22 protein-coding genes are annotated in these 19,651 nt (G+C 62.6%); 2 read left to right on the top strand and 20 right to left on the bottom strand.

Annotation, left to right across the window (positions count from 1 at the left end):
- Positions 1 to 13 precede the first annotated feature (13 nt).
- The 12 genes from ACAM49_RS11825 to ACAM49_RS11770 all read right to left on the bottom strand — a co-directional run bounded on the left by ACAM49_RS11825 (position 14) and on the right by ACAM49_RS11770 (position 13,854).
- On the bottom strand, positions 14 to 1,630 hold the full coding sequence (locus ACAM49_RS11825) for a phage tail protein (RefSeq protein WP_369635512.1): 1,617 nt from the start codon (positions 1,628 to 1,630) through the stop codon (positions 14 to 16).
- The gene (locus ACAM49_RS11820; RefSeq protein WP_369635511.1) at positions 1,630 to 2,523 is read right to left on the bottom strand and encodes a phage tail protein; all 894 of its coding nucleotides are present in this window, start codon (positions 2,521 to 2,523) and stop codon (positions 1,630 to 1,632) included. The genes ACAM49_RS11825 and ACAM49_RS11820 overlap by 1 nt, the downstream gene beginning before the upstream one ends.
- Positions 2,520 to 4,955 carry a hypothetical protein gene (locus tag ACAM49_RS11815; RefSeq protein WP_369635510.1) on the bottom strand — a complete coding sequence of 812 codons (2,436 nt, stop codon included), beginning with the start codon at positions 4,953 to 4,955 and terminating at the stop codon, positions 2,520 to 2,522. Before ACAM49_RS11815 ends, ACAM49_RS11820 begins: the two co-directional genes overlap by 4 nt.
- Positions 4,956 to 5,010: 55 nt before the next feature.
- Complete coding sequence (locus ACAM49_RS11810; RefSeq protein ID WP_369635509.1) at positions 5,011 to 5,319, bottom strand: DUF5361 domain-containing protein; 309 nt, start codon at positions 5,317 to 5,319, stop codon at positions 5,011 to 5,013.
- Positions 5,320 to 5,387: 68 nt separating this feature from the next.
- A complete protein-coding gene (locus ACAM49_RS11805; RefSeq protein WP_369635508.1) occupies positions 5,388 to 5,678 on the bottom strand; it encodes a hypothetical protein in 291 nt (96 codons plus the stop codon).
- Between the two features lie 209 nt (positions 5,679 to 5,887).
- Positions 5,888 to 6,475, bottom strand: coding sequence for a hypothetical protein (locus tag ACAM49_RS11800; RefSeq protein ID WP_369635507.1), 588 nt, complete (start codon positions 6,473 to 6,475; stop codon positions 5,888 to 5,890).
- Positions 6,476 to 6,550: 75 nt separating this feature from the next.
- Complete coding sequence (locus ACAM49_RS11795) at positions 6,551 to 6,988, bottom strand: hypothetical protein (protein ID WP_369635506.1); 438 nt, start codon at positions 6,986 to 6,988, stop codon at positions 6,551 to 6,553.
- Positions 6,989 to 7,020: 32 nt separating this feature from the next.
- Positions 7,021 to 7,875: a hypothetical protein gene (locus ACAM49_RS11790; protein ID WP_369635539.1), complete on the bottom strand. Its 855-nt coding sequence runs from the start codon at positions 7,873 to 7,875 to the stop codon at positions 7,021 to 7,023.
- Positions 7,876 to 7,967: 92 nt separating this feature from the next.
- Entirely contained in the window at positions 7,968 to 9,191 is a 1,224-nt protein-coding gene (locus ACAM49_RS11785; RefSeq protein ID WP_369635505.1) for a hypothetical protein, read from the bottom strand.
- Between the two features lie 8 nt (positions 9,192 to 9,199).
- The gene (locus ACAM49_RS11780) at positions 9,200 to 12,445 is read right to left on the bottom strand and encodes a hypothetical protein (RefSeq protein WP_369635504.1); all 3,246 of its coding nucleotides are present in this window, start codon (positions 12,443 to 12,445) and stop codon (positions 9,200 to 9,202) included.
- A 2-nt stretch (positions 12,446 to 12,447) separates the two neighbouring features.
- Positions 12,448 to 13,062 (bottom strand): hypothetical protein, encoded by a 615-nt coding sequence (locus tag ACAM49_RS11775; RefSeq protein ID WP_369635503.1) that lies wholly within the window; start codon positions 13,060 to 13,062, stop codon positions 12,448 to 12,450.
- A 213-nt stretch (positions 13,063 to 13,275) separates the two neighbouring features.
- The gene (locus ACAM49_RS11770) at positions 13,276 to 13,854 is read right to left on the bottom strand and encodes a hypothetical protein (protein ID WP_369635502.1); all 579 of its coding nucleotides are present in this window, start codon (positions 13,852 to 13,854) and stop codon (positions 13,276 to 13,278) included.
- 283 nt (positions 13,855 to 14,137) lie between these two features.
- Here ACAM49_RS11770 and ACAM49_RS11765 point away from each other — a divergent pair, with 283 nt between their 5' ends.
- Positions 14,138 to 14,419 carry a helix-turn-helix domain-containing protein gene (locus tag ACAM49_RS11765; RefSeq protein ID WP_369635501.1) on the top strand — a complete coding sequence of 94 codons (282 nt, stop codon included), beginning with the start codon at positions 14,138 to 14,140 and terminating at the stop codon, positions 14,417 to 14,419.
- Here ACAM49_RS11765 and ACAM49_RS11760 read toward each other — a convergent pair.
- The 7 genes from ACAM49_RS11760 to ACAM49_RS11730 form a co-directional block, all read right to left on the bottom strand.
- Complete coding sequence (locus tag ACAM49_RS11760; RefSeq protein ID WP_369635500.1) at positions 14,412 to 14,798, bottom strand: hypothetical protein; 387 nt, start codon at positions 14,796 to 14,798, stop codon at positions 14,412 to 14,414. The two genes, ACAM49_RS11765 and ACAM49_RS11760, sit on opposite strands and share 8 nt — an antisense overlap.
- 4 nt (positions 14,799 to 14,802) lie before the next feature.
- Positions 14,803 to 15,048: a hypothetical protein gene (locus ACAM49_RS11755; protein WP_369635499.1), complete on the bottom strand. Its 246-nt coding sequence runs from the start codon at positions 15,046 to 15,048 to the stop codon at positions 14,803 to 14,805.
- Complete coding sequence (locus ACAM49_RS11750) at positions 15,045 to 15,872, bottom strand: glycoside hydrolase family 25 protein (RefSeq protein WP_369635498.1); 828 nt, start codon at positions 15,870 to 15,872, stop codon at positions 15,045 to 15,047. The genes ACAM49_RS11755 and ACAM49_RS11750 overlap by 4 nt, the downstream gene beginning before the upstream one ends.
- A gap of 137 nt (positions 15,873 to 16,009) precedes the next feature.
- The gene (locus tag ACAM49_RS11745; protein ID WP_369635497.1) at positions 16,010 to 16,789 is read right to left on the bottom strand and encodes a PE-PPE domain-containing protein; all 780 of its coding nucleotides are present in this window, start codon (positions 16,787 to 16,789) and stop codon (positions 16,010 to 16,012) included.
- A gap of 283 nt (positions 16,790 to 17,072) precedes the next feature.
- The gene (locus tag ACAM49_RS11740; protein ID WP_369635496.1) at positions 17,073 to 17,270 is read right to left on the bottom strand and encodes a hypothetical protein; all 198 of its coding nucleotides are present in this window, start codon (positions 17,268 to 17,270) and stop codon (positions 17,073 to 17,075) included.
- Between the two features lie 93 nt (positions 17,271 to 17,363).
- Complete coding sequence (locus ACAM49_RS11735; RefSeq protein ID WP_369635495.1) at positions 17,364 to 18,098, bottom strand: hypothetical protein; 735 nt, start codon at positions 18,096 to 18,098, stop codon at positions 17,364 to 17,366.
- Positions 18,091 to 18,327: a hypothetical protein gene (locus ACAM49_RS11730; protein ID WP_369635494.1), complete on the bottom strand. Its 237-nt coding sequence runs from the start codon at positions 18,325 to 18,327 to the stop codon at positions 18,091 to 18,093. The genes ACAM49_RS11735 and ACAM49_RS11730 overlap by 8 nt, the downstream gene beginning before the upstream one ends.
- Before the next feature lie 131 nt (positions 18,328 to 18,458).
- On the opposite strand from ACAM49_RS11730, the gene ACAM49_RS11725 reads away from it, so the two are divergent.
- Entirely contained in the window at positions 18,459 to 18,725 is a 267-nt protein-coding gene (locus ACAM49_RS11725; RefSeq protein ID WP_369635493.1) for a helix-turn-helix domain-containing protein, read from the top strand.
- On the opposite strand, the gene ACAM49_RS11720 is transcribed toward ACAM49_RS11725, so the two are convergent.
- Positions 18,648 to 18,896: a hypothetical protein gene (locus ACAM49_RS11720; RefSeq protein WP_369635542.1), complete on the bottom strand. Its 249-nt coding sequence runs from the start codon at positions 18,894 to 18,896 to the stop codon at positions 18,648 to 18,650. The two genes, ACAM49_RS11725 and ACAM49_RS11720, sit on opposite strands and share 78 nt — an antisense overlap.
- Between the last annotated feature and the right edge of the window lie 755 nt (positions 18,897 to 19,651).

Here is a 19,651-nt window from a genome sequence, read left to right as displayed (position 1 = left end):
CCTCCCAGCGAGGTTAGAAGATGAGCAGGTCCAGATCCGCGCCGACATCGGTGGACAGGTCCTTGATGGCGGCCGCGAAGCGGCCGAGCCGCTGCCAGGCCTTGACGACCGAGTCCTCTTCGTCGGAGCCGTCGCCGACGGTGATCTGCCAGACGGCAGGGGTCTGCCGGTCGTCGGTGAAGGTCAGTTCGGTCACGTAGTCGGTGAATACGGCCTGGCCGACGGCGAAGCCGATCTGATCGCCGAGTCCGAAGTCTCTGCCCAGCAGGTAGGGGGCGTTGTCCTCGATGGTCACCTTGTGGCTGGTGTAGCCGCGTGTGAGATGCAGCCCCTGGCGGGCGGCGACCAGGCCGTCGAGGTTGAAGGCCTTATCGCTGCCGGTGATGTACAGCTCGCGAAACGCGTACGGCCCTGCCTTACGGGCACGTTCCATGTCCCGGTACACCATCCAGGCCAGGAAGACGTCATTGAGCTGGCCGCGGTACAGCCAGCCCAGACCGATCAGCGACAGCAGACCCTTGATGACGACTTCGATACCGGCGTTCACCCACCCTGGGGAACGGCCACCGATGATGACGTCTGTCGCGGTCGGCTTGTGCAGCGCGATTTCGGAAGCGCCGATGCCGGAGTACTCCCCTTCGAAGTACCAGACCCACGGGAAGTTTCGGGTGGTACCGAACTTGCCCTGCTCCCCGTAGACGGTCTCGTAGTCGGTGGTGGAGTTGAGGTTCGGGTAACGCATCGGCGTGGTGCCGTCGTCGGCGAATTCCTCGAACCAGGACTGGATTCCGTCCAACAGCGTGCCGGTGCTGCCGGTCACGCCGGACTTGTCGACGGTGTCGATCACGACGGTCGGGTGCTCGAGATAGAAGTAGTTCGGTGCCGGCTGCTCGTCTTCTTCGGGCAGGAAGAAGCGCGCGGTCAGCATGACACCGGAGTCCTCCAGCATCGGCTGGAACAGCTTGTCCGCCATGTCGAAGCGCGCGGAGGCCGCGCTCCAACGGCTGGTGTCATGCAGAGGGTCGACGGGAACCACAGCGATCGGGAACAGGGTGTTGCCCGCATTCCACTTCGGGGTGTTCTCGCCATCCACGGGAGCCCATCCCGGCGCCTGCAGTCGCATCAGGTTCATCGACAGATAGGTCGTCACCAGCGTCCGAACGGGTCCGAACAGAATGTGGTGCCGCGGGAATTGCGCCAGCACCGGCGCGAACGGCGACGCCCAGCAGCAGATGGTCGCGATGTGGTTCCAGGCGTGAATGGCCTCGATGTCGACCGTCTCGACACCGTTCTCGTCCCGGACGATGGACGCCTTGGTGATGTAACCGTCCCATCGGAAACCCTTGGTGTTCACGGTGATCGGGATGGTGGCGTCTTCACCGTCCGGATTGTTGAACAGGTGGTCGAAGTGCACCATGTCGCGCGGGCAGATCATCTTCAAGCCGCCGGCGGCGTTGCGCGGATAGGTGAACTGCAGGGAGAGGTAGCTGTGCTCCTCCCCCACCTCTTCCATGAATTTGTTCCAATAGCGAACCAGCACATCGGGATTGCGCGCCTTTTCCTGGTCGACCCGGAACTGCTCGTCCATCCGTCGTGTTTCGTCGTAAGGATCCCAACTGCCCGCGGTCATCAGAACGGCCTCGAGGATCGGGGAGTGACCGAGGCGATGATGCTGGAGGCGGTGGTGCCGCCATCAACTTGCACCGTGATCTCGGTGGAACTCCACGGATTCATCGACTGCATCCAGCGACGGCCCCTGAGCTGCGCCCACACATTGACCGGTTTCGCACCCGAGCTGTCATAGACCGTCGCGGTCCGATGCCGCGGATGGGTGTCGATCCGTAGCGTCTGGGTAGCGGTCAGCAGCGGCGTCTGCACCATGCGAGTCAGATCGCCCGCGACCGGATCCAGAATCTGCCAGCGTCCCGGGCCGTTCATCGTGTATCGCGGCCAGGCTTGCTGATCAGCGGCGTTGCGCAACCGCACGCTGCCCTGGCCGATGCCGGCCGAATTGGTCCACACCGAGTTCTCGTCGAAGTGTCGCTCCAGCGGATCCATCGCGGTGGCGGACATCTTGTAGACCGCCATGGCATTTCGCGCGGGATCGACGTCTCCGACCGGCTCGGGGGCGGCATCCAGCTGTGCTTGCTGGAACCGCCAGCCCTGATGCCGGGTGTAGTAACCGACAGTCACCGGCTTGTCTGTAGACCAGCCTCGGAACCAGGCGTCGTGCACCGCATGGAAGTCCCGGATCGGATCGGCCCCGGTATCTTTCGCGGAGGTCGAGATGACGACCAGGAAATCCCACTCCTTCTTGGAGCGGACCGATCGAATGAAGGTGGCGCCGTCCTGGCGCGCACCCTCCGAAACCAGCAGCTGCACCGGCGCGAACATGAAGCCGTTCTGCTGGGACAAGCGCACACCCTCTCGACCGGAGTTCACTCCGGACAGGTGCCACACTCGCCCGTTGACATCCCACACGACCACCTTCGTGCCGTGGGTTTCCAAAAGTTGGTGGCTCATCGCCCGAAACCTCCTCCGCGTTGCTGCGCCACAGCCCGGCGCCGACGCACCCGCTCGACCGCGATCGACGCGCTCTTCGGGTCCATGCCGTTGAAGTTGTAGATATCGCCGCGGACGGTGTGCCCGCCCGGGCCCTCGGCCAGATCGGTGAGACCGAAACCGGTTCCGACCAGCTCTTTGATCGTGTTGCCGACCCATTCGATGGGGCGGGTGAATTCCTCGGCGATGCTGCCGCCGATCATCGAGCCCAGGAACTCGCCGATGACCGGAGCGAGCGGCGCGGCGGGGCCTAGGAACGGCGCGGCCAGGGTGCCGAGGAAGCTGCCGGCGAGGCTGCCGAGGGTGGAGCCTGCGCCGGAGATCGCTCCGGTCAGGCCACCGAGCAAGCCGTGCTGCTGCAGGCCCTGGATGCCGTATTTGAAAGCGGCTACGCCGACCTGCTGTTCGTTGGTGATCTGGTTCGCCGAGGATGATCCCGAGTTGCCCTTGGGTGTCCACTCGATGCCGGTCGCCTGGCTGATCCAGCGACCGATGATGTCGGTGTACGTGTGGTCGGGATCGGCAGCGCTGTATGCCTGGCCGAGTGGACTCGTCAGTTCCGCCAGATGATCAGCCAGGAACTGGGGAGCGTCACTGCCCAGGATCGGTGACAGCAGATTGCCGAGATCGGTACCCACCTTCCGAGAGGCGAGATTGACCAGATCCGTGAAGTTACCTTCGCTGGGGTTGTATTGATGGATCTCGTCTTGAAGGGTTTGCGCGTCACCGTTCGCCGTCTTGCCGGTAAGAGCATCGAGCCAGTTGAGGCCCTTCGGCGTCCGCACGTACCGCTTGGGGGTATTCGGATCGTCCTTGACGAAGGCCTGGACATCCATGCCCGGCGTCTTGGCAATCTGCACCGAGGGCGTCAGGTACGCCCAACCAGACGCCAGTGTGCCGTCCTCGCTGCCCTCCAGGTATTCCCAATGCGGCTGGGTATTGGCATCCCCGCCAGCGGGATTGCCTCCGCTCGGAGAGCCTGCCGGGCCAGCATTCACGACGACGCTGCCGCCGCCGTTGTCATTCGAGGTAGGTTCCGGCGCGGAACCCTCTCCGGTGTCGCCGGTCCCCGTTCCGCCGGGCACGCTTGCTCCGGTAGCGCCGGAGCCGGTCACGGAAGTCGCTGTCCCTCCGCCGAGTCCGGCCTGCACGGTCAGCGACGTGGTCAACTGACTCCCGAACTGCGAGCCGATCAATCGGCCGAGTTGTTCGCCGATCACGGGCGCGAGTTCACCGGAGGGACCAAGGGCGGGCTGGATTGCGGCGCCGAGCATCTCACCCAGTCGGCTGCCTGCTGCGGTGGCTGCGCCGCTGATACCGGAACCGAGTGCCGCGGCCAGCGAACCCAGCTCACCGGCTGCACCGGTAGGCGAATTCGGTTGTGCGGTACCAAGGAATCCAAGGGTGGCGGAAGGGGTGGCCTGAATCGATGCCGTCATCGGGACGGCCGAACCGGCAAGATCCGCGTCATTGCGGACCGACGCGGATGCGGGCGATCCGGGGCGGGCCGCAAACAATCCGCCCGGCCCGAACATGGGGGCCAGGGCCGAGCCCAGCGCGGCGCCCGCCCAGGAGGCCGCGTCGACCGCGGCGTTTCCCAAGCCTCCCAACGTGTCCGCGATGACGCCCTGGCCGAGCAGGTCTCGCCATTGGTTCGGATTGCTGGGAGCGGTGGTGCGACTCGCGTCCGCTCCGGCGAGACCCGGCAGCATGCCCGCCAGGAAGTCCGCGGAGGGCACCCAGCCGGAATTGATCGCGTCGAGCAGTGAGAGAGCGCGTGCGGCCGACTCGGCATTGACCACGTACTCGCCGCGGGACGCCGCCAAGTGCACCAGGTCGGAAGCCGAGCCACCGGGACCTGACACCAGGCCGCCGTCTGCGACGGTATCGCCCGGCTTGTAGACCAGACCGCCGCGTGCGCGTCGCACCGGGTTTTGTTCGAAGACCGAATCGCCCTGATCCTCAGAGTCTTCCGGCGTGCGGTGTCCGCCTCGTTTGGCAGGATTGAGTAGCGTCGTCTTGGCGCTGAACTTGACGATCCGAGTTTCGGTCTCGTCGCTCTTCGAGCTGTCACGAAGCAGGTTCAGCGCCTGCGACGCGACCCGGTCCGCGAAGAAGTTCGGAACGTGGCCGAGCACCTCCTCGAAGGCGTGGGCCAGCGCGGCGAACGGGCCGGACCGGCCGACAAGGGAGTTCGGCGCACCGGACCCGTTGTCGGAGACAAGGATCGGATCCTGGTCAGGGAGCGTGACAAGGGAAGTCCCAGGGGTAGGTCCTCCCTCCCAGAGGGCGCCGCTGGGGAGCGTGATCCGCTTCCCCGGTGCAGGCTGCCCGCTGGTTGTCATCGCGAGAATGTCCGGCAGTGTCATCGCCGGTGGGCGTCGCTTGTCCACAATTCACATCCACTTTCTGGGCCGATTGCGCCCGAGCTCGCCCACCGGCGAGGAATCACTCACTCCAGCCGAGGAATTCGTTGATCCGCTCGACCCCCATCGCCGTTCCCACGCGTTCGCGGCCGGATTCGAGGCCGGGCCGGGCGATGGGCTCGGGACGGTTGCGCCCGTTCCGGGCATCGTCGCTCTTGGACCACACCAGCCAGCGCAGGCAATCAGCCATCTCCGCGAGCAGGTACTGGTCGAGCCGCCAGCGGTGGGCTTCGGGGTGCATGGTGCGCATCAGTGCCGAGTCGGGCGGCAGGAACTTGACTATGGCCTTCAGATCGCCCCAGCTCAGCGTTTCATCGCCGAGCCGGCGCAACCGGAGGCCGAGGGCAATCAGGTCGTATTCGATTGCCTCGGAATGCTCTTCGAGAAGGGCATCGAGGCTCAGGATTCCCCCAGGCTGATACCCGAGTGCGCGCGCCAGGCCTCCAACATCTCGTGGTAGGCGTCCGGATCCATATCATCCAGGGCCGCAAGCGCTTCGGGCGAGACCGCCAACTCCAGCAGGGTGTACATGGCATCCACATCGCCCAGGCGGCGGATCCGGCGGACCAGGCCCGGCTTGAGGTAGGTCAGCGACGGCAGCTCGATGTCGATGCCGTCGACCTGGTAGTGGAAGTTGTCCTTCACCTTCGCGGGAGTGGTGATCGCGATGGGGGCTTTCGGGGAAGTCATTGTTACGCAGACCCTTTCGTCTAGTCGTTGTGGTGGTTTATGCAGTTGGAAGGCCCAACGGCGGCGGCGGGCCTGCGCATAGGTTTTGGAATAACCGCCGCCGTTGGGGGCTTTGCAGGACGGCTCAGGGCCGTCAGAGGGCAGGGCTCAGCCCCGACTTACTCGGGGCTGAGCCCTGTCTTGGTGTTCGACGGTGAATACCGTCGGAATCAGGCGGTCTTGATGCCGTCGTCCAGGTAGCGGTACGCCTTCACGCCGGCGTCGTCCTTGAAGGCCTCGACGCTGATGGTGAAGCCCGCCAGGGCGTTCGACACGAACTTCTTCTCGGTGACCGAGGTGATCTTGGCGTTCGGCAGCACGATGCGCAGCTTCTTGTCCTCGTTGACCATGTCGAAGATCCACGAGCGACGCGGCAGCGGGGAACCGGTCTCCTTGACCTGGTACAGCGCACCGGAAGTGGCGGTAGCGGCGGTCGGAACAACATTGCCCGCGCCGAAGACCTCGCTCAGCACGTCCTTGTCCCACACCGCGTACAGGGTCAGACCGAAACGCACCGAATGCTCGGTCTGCAGCTGCGCGATGATATCGGCGTTCCAGTCCTTGACGGACTCGATCTTGCGCTCACCCATCGATTCGATGCCGTCCTCGGACACATAACCCAGCGCCTTGAACGCGGGATCGATAGTCCCGGCCGCACCGGTCGGCAGCGCGGTAGCCAGCGGCGCAACCAGAACACCGCCGGTAACGGCGATGTTCGGAGTGCCGGCGCCAATGTACTTGCTGGTAGGCAGAGCCATTTTTGTTATCTCCCTTGGGATTTGCGCAGGCCCTAGGGATTCGATCATTCAGTTTCGACTGCGTGTAACACGCAATCAGGCGAGAACAGTGCCCCGCACAATCAAGTCGGTGACAACCGTGTACCGCGGAGCGGCAGTCACCGGATCAGTATCGTTCTCTTCGCCCGCATCCTCGACGTAATCGCACCAGACAGTGCCGATACGCCCGGGAGCAGCGGCATTCACGAAGCCGCGCACCAACGCAGCCAGCCCGGCCGCATTCCCAGCGTCATCGGAGCACTCGAACACAACCCGGGGACGATCCAGAACCAGCTGAGCACCACGGCGCCCTTCCCGATCCTCGACGTCGAGACGGGCCTTGCGATCATTCCGAGTAACCCGCACCATCCGCGTGGGCCGCGGATCGGGAACCTTCGTGACCACCACCGCGCCATCGGAAACGGCCGCAAGCTTGGCAGTCAAGAAGTCGACAAGAGTTTTCTCGATATCAGGAAAAGCGATTCGTTCCACCATTACACACCTTCCTTATCTCACAGTGGGCCGCATTACCAGCCGCCCGCAGCGAGCCATTCTGTTTGAAATTCAACAGGGCTGATCTCGCGTGCGGATATACCTGACTCTTCGGACAGCCCCGAAGGAGAAGGAAGCGGGTCTTCATCCAGCAAGGTATGTTCCCCTGGCTCGCAGCGAAAACAACCTTCCGTGCGGTACTCATCCGCGAGACCGACAGCACCGTCTCGATATATTTCAATTCGGCGTCGCTGGAAGCGGTTTTCCCATAACTCACAGAAACTGACGGCTGGGATGTCGTCCGCTCCGAGCTCGTTCGAAATCTCAATATATAGACATCCAGGATCCTCGGGAATGAACCCTGCGGCTCGTTGGACGGCGAGGCTGCGGTCCATCTTTTCACGAGCATGGTCGGTCCAACCCGATTCCGACGTCCGTTCATCCTGCTCCCACAGCCAATCAGTACAAGCTTCGGACGCTTCCTCGACCCGCTGATTCTCGACTTCGTCGAGCATCCATGCCGGAACCTCTTTCCTGGGGAACATATCGAGGTCGCCGGCGAAGTCCAACCAAAGCAGCGGCTGAGGCGAAGGTCGGTCGTAGTCGAAATCGACGAAGAAATCCCCCGCTCTCAATATCCTCAGATTAAAAGTAAACCATGTACCCAACCCTGAGATATACATAAGTTTACGCAGTTCCGCAACTTCGCGCGGAATGATGACCGGCTCACCCATATCAGATAAGCGACCATCAGGAGTTTCTACCGCAACATCCAGGCCAACGACTGCGCCGGCAGCTCTAAATGTTGCGCTTATTTCAATCCATTCCAATGATGAATATTCTCGCAAATACTCGACAATTTCACCAATAAGCTCTTGCTGCCGCAGCATATCAGCCACTCATCTCATTACGCATTCGGCGTTCCATGCCAAACTTGTGTCCAACAGATTTCGGTTGACACGCCTCTATTCGGGAAATAGCTTCAGGATTGGTATTTAGTACTGGAAACGCAGCAGTCGTCGCACCAAAAACAGTAGAGTGTGCCGTCGAATGCCAGGTTGCCGAAGGGCGTGAGGTTGCCTCCGATCGAGGCGAGGAAAGGCATGGAGTTGCCGCATTCGGGGCAGCGGGGGTGCCGGTCGACGGTGATCCAGTTGGGGAGACCGCCGACTTGGTGTTGATTGCTTTCGTCGGTCGACTCGTCGCTGATGCCGGTCTGGTTGGGGTGGAGTTCCAGTACGAGTGAGCGTTCCCCACCGGGCACCATGTCGGCGCTGCCGGTGGCGGGCGCGGACGGACCGTAATAGACGTGCGTGCCTTCGGGTGTGATGCGCAGGGTTGTCGAGTTCAACGAGTAGCAACCGCAGGTGTACCAGAAGAAGGAGGGGTTGTTTCTCAAGGCGAAAGGCAGCGAGTCTGCGGCGAGTTCGAGCACCCGCTCGGCCGGTGTCCCACATTCGAGACACACCGGTACCTCGCCGTGGAACAGGCCGCCCACAGTATGCGGGCTTTGCTGTCTGTCGGCGATGAAACCCATGTAGGCGGGCCAGAATCCGGAAGGCCGACCGGAGTCCGGCAGTGTGCCGGCCAACTGCATCAGCAGATACCAGTCGCTGGGTTCGTCGACTGTGTCGCGGGTGCTTCGCACGAGTTCGCGAGCGTGATCGGTGCGGATCAGTGCGAGAGCTTCCAGCGAAGGGAGGGTATGGGCCTGTTCCCAGCGTTCAAGGAAGGCGTCGGCCAATTCGTCCGGTCCGCCGGACAGTAGGGCGCGGGCCATGTGCGGCTCGAGTCGATTCGCGTAGGGACGCAGCAGCTGTGGATGGAACAGGCCGATGCAGTAGACGACACTGCGAGCCGGTGATTCGCTGGGCTCGACGGCCGTCAGATAGTCGGAGATGAACGCGTCGAGGAGATCGTCTGGGAGCCAGGGAACCAGCCACGATGCGGCCCCCGCCAGGGCTTGCGTACGCCGCAGGTGCTCAGCGGCACGGGTCTTCTCGGCCACCATTCCGGGGATCAGTCCGAGGTACTGGGCTACGTAGTCGGCTCCGGCTTCGTTCTCGGTTTCGGCGAGGTAGCGTGCCGCGACATCCGCCCCGAGACGCGGCCGTACATGCAGCAGATCGAAGATACGCTGACACTTGACACGGCCGGGCAGAGAATCCTCCTCGAGAACGGATTCAATGGCGCTCATCTCACTCATTCCGGTTCCTAACCCGCTTTATTCCACGCAGTTAAAAGCATTCTATCGATCGCTGGGGAGGAGTCAATAACCTTCTCATCGATCAGGTTTTTGTAATGCCTAATGAACGCTTCGACCTGTTGTTTGGTGAACCATTCAGTCCCTGGGATTACGTCCAGGTACCGTTTGAGGTCTTTTCGAACAGCTTCGATTGGGTTGCGGGCGTCATTACCGTATCGTACGCGCACCGGAGTGACATCCGTCTCCTTCTTTCTATTTTCGCCTAGATATGTGCGACCAAGTTTGTGAAGCTCGGTCTCGATAACAACAGTTAGTGCTTGGTCATAGATTTCTTTCGCCTTAGGCCCAAGTTTACCACCCTTGACTGTCAACCCCTCCTTTTGGAAGATTGCTTCTTCTTTTTCCCTAAGTTCCTTTTTGTTGCCAGGCTTGATGAGTCCAGCTTCGCGCTGTTCGAGAAGCATCTTGAGTCTCGGATCAGTTTTCGCATGTTCCTTCAGCGCGTCTATTCTGGCTCGCTCTATCAAGGAGCGCCCAGACGGGATATGATCACCTGTGATCACACTCTTTTCCGCAGGCGACCGTTTCAACTTCTCCCAGGGTACCGACTCCCCCAGCTGCGAGTAAGGACGAGGCGGGAGCTCCGCGTTATTGATGATGTTAGTCAACTCATCCGACAGGCCACCTGCCGAGAGCTGCCTCCGCGAAAGCCCCGAGCCCGTGCCACTGCTTCCCGATCCAGGCGTAATCGCGTGCGAGTTTCCTGCATTCCCGGCCCGGCTTTCAAATATCCCGGGTGTTAGTGAATTACTACGAATGGGATAGCGGGCGTACCGTTGTGGAGCACCCGCAAACGCTGGTTGCAGACCTCCCCAGGGTGGGCCTCCCGACGTCCAAGCCTTCCATTGGGACTTTATCCAGCTGTCGAGTTGCACGATTCCGGTAATATTTGCCTCAGCGGCGTCTGGATTGCGTGGGCGCGGTGCAGTTCTACCGCTGTCATCAATCCACATATCTCGCCGCGGGGTTTCGAGACCATCGGCACGCGAAGGCAGTCTGTTCAGTAGCTCATTTCTGCTGGTGCGGAATTTATCCAACGTTTGAGACATGCTTCGAGCAACTGCTGCGCTGCCCAAGTTTGCGGATTGTGTGGCGGCTCGGGCTGCCCCTGCGAGTTGTTCGCGCGATGGTCTTAATATGCTCGAATCAGCAATGGACAATCGCTTGAACGCATGTATTGCTGTATCGGCAAGTTCGGTGGCCTTTACTGCACCGGAAATGCCCGCCCGCGTTGTAGCTCCTATGCCGCGGCCGATTCCCTTTGTGGGGAGGAGTAGGGTGAGGCCGCCGAAGGCGAGTTCACCGGCTGTCTGGGATGGGTGCTCGGTGGCGCCTCGGAGGTCGGTCATCAAGAAGAACTGGGAGCGAGCGTTTATGCTGTCGAATGCTGCCTCTTGCCATACACGCACAGCCGCGTCGTTGAAGCTGACCTTTCCGCGCGCCCAGTCGCCGGTTGCTTCGGCGGCGGAAACTACTGTCCTGAAATCGGCCGAGAACGTGTCGAAAACGCCTTTGAGGATTCCCGTCGCCATGCCGTAGGTGAGGCCGAGTAGCGGGCCGGCCTTCATGTCCTGGTTGGTGAAGGGGATCTTTTGGGTTTCTAGCCGGGAGTCCCAGCCCATGAACTTTGCGAAGTCGTTGTACTGGCTATTGAAGCCAGACATGGCTCCGAGGCCGATAACAAGGCCGCGGCCTTTCTCGAAGGCGGCATCCCATGCGTTATCGCCTGCGTCCCATAGCTTCTGCGTGAAGCTTCTTGTGTCTACCTTTGGTGAGGTGTCGTAGTCTTTGTGCGATCCGTCCGGGCTCCAGACGGTGTAGTGCCAGGTGTCTTTGACCTGGAGTTTCGTGCCGTCGAGCTGGTTGAAGGTTGTGGAACCATCCGCGTTGCGGGTGTAGTCGAGCCACTTTCCGTCCGAGCCGAGGGCCCAGTCTCTGAGTGGATTTCCCTTCAGGTCGTATCTGGTGACGTGGAGTGTCTTTCCTCGGAAGTCCTGCGTCACGTGGATCGAACCGGTGTCGTTCGGCGTGATCGTGATCGTCCGTGCCTCGACGTCGTTTGCGAGGGTGCCGCTCAACTGCCCCGAAGGTGTGTAGTGCAGGCGTGCGGTAGTGCGAGTGCTGTCCATTCCGGAGACGTCGATGCTGTGATCGGGGTTGAAGTCGCGTCTCAGGCCATCGGTGCCCAGGTACCAGCCGGTCTTGTCCGGGCGAAGCTCCCCCACCTGCTCGGTGTAGGGATTGCCCATCTCGTCGTGGTAGGTGCGGAAGATCTTTTGGACCTGGTCCTGGCTCAGGATGGAGATTTCCTGCTCACCGTTGTCCAGATTCTCTGTGCCCCAAGTAGTCCCGGTGCGCGTATCGAGGTTCACGGTGGTACGTCCACCGTCCATCAGATCCGAAATGATCGAAGGGTTCGAGGGATCATCGCCCTCAGCCATCGAGTACTGGAGGATGTGACCTGGTGCGGTGCCGTGGGTTCCGGGGGAATACGAGACCGACATGACGCCGCCGGCGTTCATCCACATCGTGTAGCCGCCCATGCCGTCGGCCACTCGTCGCAAGGTGACGGTTTGGCCGTTGGGTTTCTCGATGATCGAATCGACGGTCTGGCCACCGGTGCCGGCCACGATCGTGTTGGTGATCTTGCCGAGGTTGGGGTCCTGCACAACCCACGGCTGGCCTTCGGCCTGATCCGGCGGCGCGCCGTTGCCGATGTCGAACATCGTCGGCCCCTTGTAAGTGGCCTCCTTCAGAAGGGGTTCCGGCGCAGGCGCAGTCTGACTCGGCTGAACGGTGACGCCTGGCTGCACCGGTTTCGGAGAGCTCGGGGCCGAATTCTGCGGCTGTGCGGTGACGCCCGGTTGTACGGAAGGATGGGTGTTTAGCGCTGGCGCCTGCGGCTGCGGGGGTGGCGGGACTACGTAAGTGGGGTCGACCTTTTCGTACTGGCCGTTGTCGATGTACTGCTGGTTTTGCTGGTAGGGGCCAATGAATCCGCCGGGCTCGGACATGTCCGGTTCGGGTTTCGTTGCGAGGCCGATCGGCGATGCAAACGGAACCACCGGGCTATCGGCGAGTAGGTCGTTGGCGCGGTGGATCCGGGCCAGCTTTTGGGCGGCGTCGACAGAGGACGTGACCGGGATATCGAAAGTACGACTACCACTGGCCGTTTCCGAGGTAGTGATCGACATGATCACTCCTCATTGGAGTGCCGGGCCTGTTCGATGCGCTGGCGGAGTTGGTTGACCAGGGCGGCGTAGGCGTCGGTTTTGGTGGGGGCTTCGGTGGCTAGGCCGCGGGGGTGGGTGGCGGACCAGAGGCCCTCGTCGGTTTTGGTGACCTGGATGTCTTCTAGGTTGTAGAAGTCCTCGGGGTCGAGGGCGGGCCAGTTGCCGGTGGCGTCCTTGGTGATGTGGATGCCGGTGTCGAAGACGCCGGGCTGGCCGCCGGGGGTGGGGGTCCAGCGAATTTCTTCGAGGTCGGGGTGGACTCGGACGCCGCGTTTGACGAGGTATTCGGCTACTCGCACAGCCTGTTTGATGCTGGTTACCGTGGGTTCGGCCAGCTTGCGGCCGACGCCGCTCTGCCATTCAGGGAGGTGGATGACGGACAGCTCTTCGGCTAGCGCACGGACCTCCGGGGACAGTTCCTCGACGTCACGCTGCTCGGAGAGCTTGCCGGAGAGGGACTGTTGGATGAGGGCGAGGAATTCAGGGGTGACCAGCTGGCCGGCATCGGTTTTCACATACTCGGAAGGCGGCTGGTGGTTGCCGAAGCGGATGGATTCGAGAACTTCCTTGTCGGGCATCGGATTCGGGGACCTTCCGGGACGAGGGCATGGCGAAGTACCGGGCCCTGTCCAGGGCTCGGGTTCGAGGGATGGGGTGGGTCCCGTCCCCGGAGAGGGGAGGTCGGGGACGGGACCCGTTGCGCCCCTTCGGCGTGACGACCTGCGTCTACTACCGCGGACCACCTGCGGGAGACGGGCGCGCCGGGAAGGGGCGGGTGTGGGAGGCCGGGATCAGGCCTGGGTGGAGACGATTTCGTCGGTGTAGTGGACGTACAGCCACGAGCCGTACGGGTGAATCAGGCCGAGGTCCACCGCGCCGGCGGGCAACTCGCGATCCGGACCGACGGTGGTGACGCTGATGCGATGAATCTGGGTGATGTTCGTCGTGTTGTAGCGGATGTAGAGCTGGACGGTGTCAAGGTTGCCGACCTGGCGGATCTTGTCTACCGCGACAAAGCCGGGCACGTACACCTCGAGGTTGTAGGCCCGGCCGGTGATGACCATGGTCTTCTCGTTGTGCCAGTTCGTCGGGGCCGGCGAGGCGTAGTAGTAGACGTACCCCCAGTAGTCGAAGGAGCGGACCTTGCCCAGAACGACGGGAGGAGGGGTCTGGTCCGGCGAAGGCGGAGCGCCTCCGCTGAGGGCTACTGTCACCTGGGCGACCTGACCGAGCTTCGAATCGTCGAAGACCACGTAGAACTCGGCGTTGCCGTATTCGTCGGTTTGACGCACCTCATCGATGCGGACGAACCCGGGGATATAGAACTGCGCGCCATTGGCATTGGCCGCAAGGACTGTCGTCTTCTCCATTGCACTTCTCTCGATAGACGGTCGAACGGAAAGTTGGGTGCCCCTGCGCTGCGACCGCAGCCTGCGACCGTGGGACCACCGACGGGAGGCGCGGGAGCGCAGGGGCGGACATGCGGCGAGCTCGACCCGCTGTCAGGAACCGATGGAAGGTTTCCGGGGGCTGGCCGCATGGGCTCTGGAACGATCGCTTGATCGAAAACTACTGGTAGATAGTGTGATTCAAGCGACGTTGACAAATTGGGCTGTTTGCTGGAAAGGCCGCGCGGACCTCACAATGTTCCGTATGGAACTGCGTGAACTCCACCACGACATCAACCGCGCGGTGGGTGACGAGTTGCGGGCCGCTCGCGCACGCCGCGACCTGACCCGGCCACAGCTGGCCGAGGCCTCGGGTGTGGCGATCAGTACGATTCAGCGCTTCGAGAACGGTGAACGCTCACCGGACATGCATCAGCTGTTCGCGCTGTGCAATGCGCTCGACGTCTCGCCGCTCGAGATCATGGATCGGGCGGTGTGGATCGTCAAAGGCTCACTGTCACAGGGGTTGAACCCTGAGGTCAGGTGATCGCCCCGTTCATTTCGACCTCGTCCATCAGCTCCCTGGACATGTGCAGCTCCGGGATTCGACCGTGCTGAGCGGCCTCTATGACGCCTCGCAGAACCGCGAGTGCCTCCCGGAAAAGTCCTGTCACCCTGGTCAATTCGCGGATGGAGGCTTCCTGGGCCGCCTCTACCGCATCAAGGCGGCCGGTGACGTCGCGCAGCTCCTGTGAAACCCGCCCGAGTGTCTCGAGCGCGATGTCGTTCACGTTCTTGGCCGCCGCGACCTCGTACCGCAGGCTGGTCAGCGGCTGCATGCGACGACCACGCAGCCAGGTGAAGAACGCCGAGGTACCGGTTCCACCGAGGAAGGTAGCCACGGCGAGTAGCAGCGTCTCGAACAAGCGATCACCCCGCCTCGGGTGCGGCGATCTCGTCGATGGCGGCCACAATGGCCGGTTCGTTCCTGACGATCCACACATTGGCACTGCGCAGCGCCTCGATCACTACCAGCAAAGCGGCACCCACACCGGCATATTCGGCCGGCGCGAACTGGAACAGTGCCGCCGATACCGCCAGTACGTTGATGATTCCGCCGATGACGGACACCACCGCCTTCGCGTTGCGCGCCACGAACGCGCCCGGGGCACTCATGACGTCGCCTTGTCGTCGGCAGGAGTTCCCAGCAATCGGGCCACCGCGTCGACCAGGGTCCGGTTCTGCCCCTGCGCATTCCGGCCGAGTTGCGGCCAGCCTTGGCCGTCCGGCCCGCGCAGCTGCGCCCAAATCTCCTGGACCTTGCGGTACAGGTCCGTCTGTTCATCGTCGGTGAGCGCCATGAGAACTCCCTGCGTCGTAGTGGGTGGGTATCCGAGCAATGCCCGAAGTTGGTCGATGGTGCCGGTGAACGCGTTGGCGTCGACTCGATGTCCGGCCACGACGGCGGCAGCGGTGAACTGGAGAAGGTCGACATCCTTGCCGCCGAACGCATTCCAGAACGGAGAGTCGTCGCCCGGGTACAGGACGGCTGCCGAGGCAGATCCGTCGACATAGCTCGACTGGATCAGTCCCGGGACCCGCGAGAGATTCGGGCAGCCGATCCGCTGCCAGTACCACCGTGGCAAGTAGGAAAGATTCATGGCCCGACCGCGAGCGCGCACCGCGTTCACGAATGCCCAGAAGGTCTCGATTCCACCGGAATCCGCCTCGAAGTCGACCATCGTCGCGGCATCGCCCAAGTGCGCCAGATACAGCTCCGCCTGAGCTTCGACGTCACAGTCTTCGCGTAGGTAGTGGTATCCGGCGACGAGCAGTCCGTTCGCATGTGCGGCATCTCGATAAGCAGGCCAAGTGAGGTCGATGAAGCCGTCGCCCTCGGTCACCTTCGCGAAGACGAATCGGAATCCCTCGCGGGCGACCTCCGCCAAGTCGACGTCTGGACCGTTGTTGTTGGATATATCGATCCCGAAGATCGTCAATGTGACTCCTGATGTCCAATGTCCGATGACGAGGGCTCCGACGTTCAGGCTTGGTCACAGGCCGAACAGCGGCAGGATCAGCGGGAGCAGATCGCCGATGAGCTTGATGAGGTCTTGGGCGATGGTGAGCATGTCGATCACCTCCTTTCCGATGGTTCGAAGGCATTGAGAATCGCCGCCAGGCGGTCGCAGTAGCCCGCGCTCACGTAAGCGGAAGTGTGTGTTCCACCACGGAGATAGCCGTCCATCAGGGCGGCGGCTCGTGTCCACAGCTGCCAGGTCTGCACCGGCCGCAGCCACCAACCGAAAGAGGCAGGCTGCCATCGGTTTTGGCGCAATCTGTCGGCGAGGTCGGCGCTCCAGCCACCGAGGGCGACGAATCCGAAGGCGGATACCGTGTCGGCCAAGGTCCGAAGCGGCGAATCAGCCGGGCACGAGGTGATGCCGTCGGCCGGATTCGCGACCTCCCAGATCGGGAACTCGTCGGGCCACGGACCGTGCTGCCCGTTGATACCGAATCCGGTCGAACGTTCGTCGATCGAATCCCCCTCGCGCCGTAGTGGGTTCGCGATGTTCGCGGCCCACGCAACCTCGCAGTCGGGGTATTCACCGCGTGCCTTCGCTTCGAGGAAGCGGGTCACAACTTCGGCGCCGAGGCTGTAGCCGAGGATCCCAACCAGGTTGGGGGTCGAGTGGATGGCCTTCACCAGTGCCGCCACGCCTCGGTCGATGGACTGAAGTTCCGAGCATCCGGCCAGATCACGAGCGGGATTGACCGGCCCGATAGCGGCGGGATAGTCGATATCGGGGCCGATTTCGTACTTGCTCGAATCGAGCTGGTCGGTCACGGCCGTGAGCCGGTTGTGCGGCGAGGCGAGCGGTTCGCCGGTGCCGCGGCAGGTCAAGACGGTGATCACATGAAATCGCCTTTCGGGCACGCCGTTTCGGGCGGCGGCCGCGGCCGTACCGCCGGGCGGGAGGTCTGGAAACGGGACGGCCCCACCCGCGAGAAGAAGCTGCGAGTGGGGCCGAGACCACGCCGAATTTCATGAAATGAAAGTGGCTGGTGGAGTGTGATTCCCGATGATTTCCGGGAGAAGGCGCAACTGTGGCGCTGCACCTAGCTTCACGTAAGCGGGCTGGAATGTCAACACCCAAGATCAAAGTTTCTTGAAACATGCAGGTCTGCACCACTTTTCGTCATCTTGGCCGATGCGAGTCCGGCACCACGCATCCGGACTCGACCAAGGTTTCGAAGGCTGCGGTCTTCCTGAGGCACTGCCCCACAAGGCATTCGCGATGCAGGCGCATGATCTCGTGCGCCACCTCGGCGGTGGGCCGTGCCGGGGAGCCGGTATGGGATGACATCTCGATCAGTTCGGACAGTGTGTAGCGCATGGGACGCCTTCCGTTGAGTACGGCAACGGCCGCCGAATCGCGCCCGAGGGCGATGATTCGGCGGCCGTGTGGAATAGGAGCGAACGGCGGGATCTAGTCGGCCACCCGGTCCACCACCCGCAGCCGCGGCTGATGGACCTCCAGACGCTGCACGCCGGTCTTTCGCCGACGCGCCGGAAAGGCAAGGTGCGCGTCGAGCACCGCGCCGACGACGAACTGCTCCGGCCAGTCCGCCGCCCACGGACCCGGCACCGGCTGGACCCGGCCCGCATCCCGCAGCGTCTGAATGCGACGTACCGTCAGAGTGCGGAACGGCTCACCGAGCTCCTTTGCGAGAGTCGCGATTCCGGACGCGTTGAGACGTGCCAGTCGCGCGGATTCGAGAGCATCGGCGGTCACAACAATCGGCGAGGGCGGCGGACAGACGATGCGCTCAACGGCTTCGACCGCCTCTCGGATATCCGCCGGAGCGGTGTCGGCGCCCTCGGTCATGGCCAAGGCGATCACGTTCGCGATCAGCCAACGGGCCAAGTCGGCCGTCCCGGTGTCACCGGCGTACTCGATCGCTCGCTGTTCACAGACAAGGCGAACCCAGGAAACCAGTACCGCGTGTAGATGATCACGCGCGGAGGCCGCGCCGACGCTGAAGGGCAGAGGCTGATCGCTGGATCGCGAACTCAGTCGAGTGTTGGCGGCGCCCAGTCGCGCCCGACCGGCGACCGCATCTTCCAGATCTTCGGCGAGATCCGGGATTCCGCGCAGCAGCGTGACCAGGTCGCGCAACGTCGGCACGTCGATATACAGCTGGCTCGGATCGATCTCAGACATCGGCCGCCCCCGATCGCGGCGACGCGGCGACGAGGTCGGTGGAATCGCAGTCCAACACCATGGCGACCAGGACCAGTTCGGTCACCGTGAACGGCGAGGCGACCTCCAGGCGGGCAGTCAGCACCTCCGCGTCGAGGCCGGTACGAGCAGCCAACTGCTCGATATCGAGGCCCGCCGCACGCACGGCATGCGCAACCCGGACGACCGTTTGTTGATCTAGAAGGTCCATACGGGCCACAGTAAGGTCCGTATGGACTTGTCTCAAGTCCGAACGGACCTGTTATGCAATCGTGACCTCAAGTCAGGCCGGAGGAGATTCACAGCCCGGACTGTTTGCCCAAATTCCATTTGGACCTCATTATGGTCCGTATGGAACTGCGGGACCTCCACGACGGCATCAACCGCGCGGTGGGTGAGGAGCTGCGCGCTGCCCGGGGGCGGCGCGGCCTGACACGACCCCAGCTGGCGACGGCCTCGGGTGTCGCTGTCAGTACCATCCAGCGCTTCGAGAATGGGGAACGCTCACCGGATATGCATCAGCTGTTCGCGCTATGCGATGCGCTCGACGTCTCGCCCATCGAGGTCATGGACCGGGCCATACAGCTCGTCAAGCGAAGCGGGCAATAGTTCACCCAGCTCCCAACCGACCACTTCCGACGCCAGGAACAGGTCGGCGATCGTGGCTGTGCCGCGCACGATGCGCTCGGCCAGCTCGGAACCCAGTCGCGCCGCGACCGTGTTGAGCGTTTCAGAATCGAAAATCTGAATGAACCACGCGACCAATGCTTTTGCGGACACGGCGCAATTACCCCTTCCATGAAATCCGCGGACAGCGGACCACCAACTCTCGATCCGACCGGGTCCTGAAGACCGCCGACGAGTCGATGGTGGCAACATGGCACTACGCCGAGCCTGCTCGACCCCCACGACAGCAATATCCCTCCGCGCGGCCCCCATTGCCGCGACGGTGCACACAGATCTAACGCATATATCCACCTGCCCGTGATGCCCTGGGGCACAACGCCTTCAAACCAAGGTCAACGAGCGGAGTATACACACGGCGACGGACATTACTCAGTTTGTCTCTCGCACAACGAATCCAGCCAATAGAGGGCTCCGGTTATTACTTGCGAGTTGGAAGTGGAGAGCATCACGTGGGGCTGAATCGGTCACCGAATCGGTCATTGACTAGATTTCCTTGATCGGCCATCCCTTAGGCTTCGCAACGAATTGCCTACGGCGGCAAACGGATCGAATGGAGTTTTGGACGTGCCTCTTACCGGTATCGCTGCTACGGGCAGCAGCGCGGCAATCGGATCGTTGCTGGCGTTGTTGTTGGGGCCGATCTTTTTCACTTACCCCATCTCACCGGCGTGCGCGGCGAACCTCGCGGCCATGACGGGGTCGGCGGGCTGATCCTGCTCTCGAGGAGACGTGAACGGCCGGTACCCGGGTGGGTGCCGGCCGTTCGGGTTGGTGGTGCGTCAGTGCGCGTAGGCGGGGGTGGTTGCGTGGGGCGCGGTGTAGGCCGCGTTCGGGGAGGTGAGAGGGGT

The organism is Nocardia sp. JMUB6875 (assembly GCF_041154655.1).
GTDB lineage: Bacteria > Actinomycetota > Actinomycetes > Mycobacteriales > Mycobacteriaceae > Nocardia.
The sequence above is the reverse complement of the archived record's forward strand: the minus strand, read 5'-3'. Positions and strand labels throughout refer to the sequence as shown.